At 54.0% G+C, this 6,012-nt stretch carries 3 protein-coding genes and 1 pseudogene; 2 read left to right on the forward strand and 2 right to left on the reverse strand.

Features of this window, described 5'->3' with window-relative positions:
• Positions 1-1,648 (forward strand): glycosyltransferase (locus B3C64_RS01170; RefSeq protein ID WP_291533146.1); only part of this gene is annotated, 1,648 nt, incomplete at its 5' end.
• Between the two features lie 75 nt (positions 1,649-1,723).
• Here the strand turns inward: B3C64_RS01170 and B3C64_RS01175 are convergent.
• Together B3C64_RS01175 and B3C64_RS01180 are read right to left on the reverse strand one after the other, a co-directional pair.
• Positions 1,724-2,968, reverse strand: coding sequence for a nucleotide sugar dehydrogenase (locus B3C64_RS01175; RefSeq protein ID WP_291533148.1), 1,245 nt, complete (start codon positions 2,966-2,968; stop codon positions 1,724-1,726).
• Between the two features lie 50 nt (positions 2,969-3,018).
• Positions 3,019-5,688, reverse strand: coding sequence for an LTA synthase family protein (locus B3C64_RS01180; protein WP_291533149.1), 2,670 nt, complete (start codon positions 5,686-5,688; stop codon positions 3,019-3,021).
• A gap of 118 nt (positions 5,689-5,806) precedes the next feature.
• On the opposite strand from B3C64_RS01180, the pseudogene B3C64_RS01185 reads away from it, so the two are divergent.
• Positions 5,807-6,012: pseudogene (locus B3C64_RS01185) on the forward strand (hypothetical protein); the annotation flags it as partial.

Genomic DNA, 6,012 nt, shown 5'->3' on the forward strand with positions numbered 1-6,012 from the left:
CTACGGCTTCTGCCACTACCGTCGCTATTTCGATTTCACCGACACCGTGCATCAGGAGAACGATTACGGCGAAATCATCGATTCGTACATCGACGATCGCACGATCGCGGAATACGGCATCACTGACGAGGCGATCGCGAAGGCCGTGGAAGGCTGGGATGTGGTCACCACGCCGTTGAACGACGTGCGCCGCATCGGCGGATTCTCGAATCTCAAGCAGCACTGGGACGCCGATAAGCATCTGCGTTTGAAGGACCTGCGCCACATGTACGACATTCTGTGCGCGCGCCACCCCGATTACAAAGCCGATGCCGATGCCGTGCTCAATGGCCGCAAGGCGGCGTTCTGCAACATGTTCATCATGAAGAAGGAGATCTTCTTCGAATACAACAAGTGGCTGTTCCCGCTGCTTGACGAATTCGCGGGCACCACGGATTTCAGCAAGATGGACGTGCAGACCACGCGCACCGTCGGCCACCTTTCCGAACGATTGCTGAACGTTTTCATCGCGCACAAGCAGCGCACCGGCGCGAATTGGAAGATCAAGCAGCTGCAATGCGTGCACTTCCTGCATCCGGAACCGGTCGCCGCATTGGAACCGCTGGGACTCGAATACGGACGCGTGGTACCGGTGGTGTTCGCCGCCGACAACAACTACGTGCCGATGCTCGCCACCACGATCTACTCGATGCTGAAAAACGCGTCGCCGAGTCGTTCCTACGACGTGATCGTGCTGGAACGCGACATCACCGAAGAGAACAAGCGATACGTGAAGAGCTTCCTCGCCCAGTTCCCGAACGCGGTGATCCGCTTCTTCGACGTGAGCCGCTATCTGGCCGGATTCCACCTGACCACCAGCAATGCGCACATCAGTGTGGAAACCTACTACCGCTTCATCATTCAGGAGGCGTTGCCGTTCTATTCGAAGCTGCTGTACCTCGACTGCGATCTGGTGGTCAACGGGGACGTCGCCGAACTGTTCGATACCGAGCTGGGTGACAACGCCATCGCCGCGGTACCGGACGTCGATTTCATCGGCAATCTCAATATGAAGAACGGCGAACGCGCGGAATACGTTGACAGGCAGCTGCACATGCGTGACGCATATGGCTATTTCCAGGCCGGCGTGCTGGTGATGAACCTCGACCGCATGCGCAAGATCCACACGGTGCGCGAATGGCTGGAAATCGCCTCCAAGCCGGGATACATCTACAACGATCAGGATATTCTCAATGCGGAATGCGAGGGGCTGGTCACGTACCTTGATTATTCGTGGAACGTGATGCACGATTGTGCCGATCGCGTCAACGGCGTATTCGCCTTTGCTCCCGCTAACGTGTACAAGGCGTATATGGAATCCCGCAAGGCGCCGAAGATCGTGCATTATGCGGGATTCGACAAGCCTTGGAAGAACCCGTGGTGCGACTTCGCCCCGCTGTACTGGAGCTACGCGCAGGAGACGCCCTTCGTTTCGCAGATGATTGCCGCGATGAGTGGTGTGGAGCGTCCTGCCCCGCAGCAGCACCACGAGCGTGCGATTGCCGAAGACAGCCCCATCCGCAAGTATGTGGACACCTTCGCCCCAACCGGCTCCAAGCAGCGCGAACTCATGAAGGTCGTTGCACGCAAGCTGCAGGGCAAGCAGTAAGCAAATCGCTTGGTTGGTTTTTGACAGAGGGCGTGATGGTCCGTCAAAGGCCAACCAAGCGACAATGTGCGAATCTCAGTCCCTGCGGAACAGATCGCGGGTGTAGACCTTGTCACTTACATCCGCCAAATCGTCGTTCCAACGGTTGGCGACGATGATGGAGGCGCGGTTCTTGAAGTCCACCAGATCGCGGGTGACTTCGCTGCCTTGGAAATCTGGCTTATTGAGCGTGGGCTCGTAAATCAGCACGGGAATGCCGTTCGCCTTGAACTGCTTCAGCACATCCTGAATGGCGGACTGGCGGAAGTTGTCGGAACCGGATTTCATCGTCAGACGATAGATGCCGATCACCGGATGCTCCACATCCTTGATGCGGTCCATCACGTCGGAAGCGATGAATTCCTTGCGGGTGCTGTTCGCATCCACGATTGCCTCGATAAGGTTCTGTGGCACCTTGTTGTAGTTGGCGAGCAGCTGCTTCGTGTCCTTCGGCAGGCAATAGCCGCCATAGCCGAAGCTCGGATTGTTGTAGCCTTCACCGATACGCGGATCGAGACATACGCCATCGATGATTTCGCGGGTGTTCAGTCCGCGGCTTTCGGCATAAGTGTCCAATTCGTTGAAATACGCCACGCGAAGTGCCAGATAGGTGTTGGCGAACAGCTTGATAGCCTCAGCCTCGGTGGTACCGACCACAAGCTCCGGAATGCCGATGCTGCCATCGGCGTTGATGCGGGTCTTTTCCTCCGGGTCGGCGCCATGCGCCAGCAGATTCACGAATTCATGCGCCGCCTTGACGGACGCCTCGTCGTCCTGTGGCGCGCCCACCACGATACGGGTCGGGTGGAGATTGTCGGACAGCGCGTGCCCTTCGCGAAGGAACTCGGGGGAGAAGAGAATATGGTTGTCATGCAGGGTGTCGCGCAGCTGCTGCGTGTAACCAACCGGAATGGTTGATTTGATGACGATCCACGCGTGCGGGGCATGCTCGCGCACGGCTGCGATTGCGGCCTCGACACTGGACGTGTCGAAATAGTTCTTTTTCTCGTCATAATTCGTCGGCGTCGCGATAACGGCGAAGTCGACGTTCGTATACGCTTCCTGCGGGTCGAGCGTCGCATGGAAGTCGAGCGGGCGTTCGCCGGACACGTTTTTATCGAGAAAATCCGTGATTACCGGATCGACGATCGGGCTTTTGCCATGGTTCAGCAAATCGACCTTCTCGGGAACGATGTCGAGCGCGTGAACCTCGTTATGCTGGGCAAGCAGCAATGCGACGGACAACCCGACATAGCCGGTGCCTGCAACTGCGATCTTCATAGCAAATCAGCCTTTCCTCATCGTGACCTTAAGCAATTGTAAGCAATGGATCACTTTGGCAAATCAACGAAACCGGTGTCTTTCAGATAATTCTTGCCTGTGGTTATATCGTATTGAATGAGCTGATAATCGTGCAGTAGACGTTTTGCCTGCTTCGAAAGGTTCTTTTTTTTGACGAGGTCGCCATTCGCGTCAAGATAGGTGGGCTTGTCATTACTGCCGGAGGAAGCCGGTACGGACATTGCTGGAATTGCCTGATGCATCTTGGTGAGGAATGCAATATATGGGCTGACCTTGGCATTGAGATGCTGGGCAAGCTGCGCAGAGAAGTAGTTTGAAGACGTGTACGCACTGGAGGCGCTATCGAGCTTAGTCCCCGCGGATTGCGATGCGTTGTTGGACCAGATGAAGTAATCGGTTTCGTGAAGGGCGAGGCTGTTCTTTTTGCTCGCCGAAGCGGTGTCATAGATTCCCGGCAGGTGATCTCCATAGAAGATGACGGTGATGGGACGGTCGATTTCGTTGAGAGAATGCAGGAACGCCAAGGTGGACTGATCAGTGTAGCTGGCGCCCTTGGCGTAGGTGTCGATATTGGTTTTTTCCGTCTCTGAGAGATTCTGCGAAATATCAGCGTCCTTGAACTGATTGTTGTCGTACCAGTCGTTGTAAGGCGTATGGTTCTGCATGGTTGCCACTTGCAGGAATTGGTTTTTATCGGTTCGCTGGACATCGTTGAGAATGTAGTTGTAGAGCGATTCATCCGAGGCGGTCCAGTCGCGGTCGATGTATGTCAGACCCTTCAGCTTGTGCGAACCGTCGATTGCCCAGAATTTGTTGAAACCGAATTTCTTGTAGTTGGTATTGCGGAAATACATGTTCCGGTAATAATCGTGGTAGGCAATTGACGCTTGCTTGCCATGCGCGTCATTCCAAAGCTGATTCAGGGTCGGCGTCCATTTTTCATTGGGCACCAGTTGCTGGTAGGCAATCGACAAAGAAGAATCAAAATTGGCCATGGACAGGCCTGACAATGCTTGGTATTCGATATTCGCTGTGCCGCCACCGTAACCGGGAGACAACATGAGACCGGATGTCGTCTGTTCTTTGAGTTGACGGATATTCGGCATCGGATCTTCCGTCATGGTGATTCCCGGAACTCGTGTTGGATCCGAGAACGATTCCGACAGAATCATGATGACGGTGCTATCGGTCATATTCGCGCCACGGCTTCGATTGATTGAAACCGCATCCTTCGCATACTTTGATGCGATTTTTTCCATGGTTGTTTGAGAATAATCCTTTGGCTTATCCATGACCTTGGTATTCGACAGACGAAGAAAATTAATAGCTGGACCGTTGTATTGCGCATCTGTTTTGGCATTCCACATGACGGGAAAATCTGACAGATTGTGAGTCAGTTGATAAGCCCAGCTTTGCTCGTTGCGGATGCCTGCGGTAAATGAATAGACAACCGCAACTGATAATACTGCGGCAAGAATACGGACCGCGGTTGTTGCCATGGATTTGACGTTGCGGAACGGCCTCCACCAATGGCAGGGAATAATGGCGTTTCGCCCATCGACAAACTGCATGATGATGCATATGATGATAAGCCAAGTGACGCCTGTCGCAGCGTTGTTGACAAGGGTCTCGCATGATTTCGGGATGAAAGAAAACAGTTGTTTGGTGGTTCCGCCGGAGACGAAGTTGAGGTCGGCTGGAATGATTGGTTCGTTGCGGGTGAGAATTTTGATGTGGTTCGCAATTGCGAAGACTGTCATCACGGTTCCGAAAATTGCCGTCGCCACCCAGAAGCGATTTATTATGAAAACAACCGTTAAATAAATGAAGCTCAGTACGATTAAATTAAGTAATGCCTGATATTGATTGTTGAGGAATATCTTGCTGAAGAAATTGACGGTCTGCCCCATGACGCTTTGACTCACATAAGTGAGGGCATCGATTTCGGCACCTTTGGGGTATTTGGGTTTGGTATTTGTTCCCCATTGGATTAAGGCGATCTCATATGTTGTGAGAGCGACGATGATGATGAAATAGAAAGAATAGGAGAAGCGGTGACGCTTCTTCCACACGGCATGGACTTTCCGGAAGAACGCGATGACGAATTGCACGCCCTTGAGGTTGGTGAAGGTATGCCATGCCTCGCGTGCCTTTGCTGCCGTGTTTTTGACTGATGCGGCGGTGCGGCGGGCGGTGCGTCCGATGGCTTTGGCGCCGGTGGCGGCTTGCCTGAGAACGTCTGCTGCGATGGCTGAGGCACTGGTCGCAGAGCTGGAGCCGGTATCGGACGGTTCCGTTGAAGGCGATGCGCTCGCGGATCCGGTCGGGGTGGTTTCCGCTGCGGCGATCGGTACCATAATCTCTGCTGTGCGATGGGCGGTTTCGGCCGATTCGTTGACTCTGCGGACGGCGTTGGAACGTGCGCCCGTGTGGATGCTTCCATGCGTGGATGGGGACTCATGGTGAATGGAATCTTTGGCTACGAAAAGCCGTGTGCCATGGTGACCGGCGAAATCCGAAGGCACTGTGCGAGCAGCGTCCGCCTCCTTGCTGGATTTTTCCGTATTCGAGCCATTCGTCAAAGGCCGGTAGACACCTCCGGCATATGGCTGCCGAGGTCGTTTGCCGATTCGCGGAACCGAATCCTTTCCCGTGCCTCCCACTTCGAAACGATTGGTGTTCACATCATCAAACGTCATCGTGTTCCTCGTATCTACGCCCGGTCTTATTCCAAGGCTTCAATTAGCTGACTGCATAACATAGTAGTTGTTCACTCTGGACTATCGAGTGTCTGGCAGGTAGCTGGAGAATGTCTGCATGGTAAACGCGGTGGAGGCTGATGCCGGCATGGTCAAAAGTGCGTGCGATAGTCGCAATATGAAAAGGAAGAAGCTCTTTCGGTGCATGCCGGTGTTCGTGGCATTATGCGTGCTGTTTGAAGGCGTGTTTTTCATGGCCATCACGAAACCGGGCCATGTGCCGGATGTGTGGGCGCATGTCTATCGCATCGATTCCATACTCAA

Origin of the sequence: Bifidobacterium sp. UBA6881, from assembly GCA_002451435.1 — a bacterium.
Taxonomy (GTDB): Bacteria; Actinomycetota; Actinomycetes; order Actinomycetales; family Bifidobacteriaceae; genus Bifidobacterium.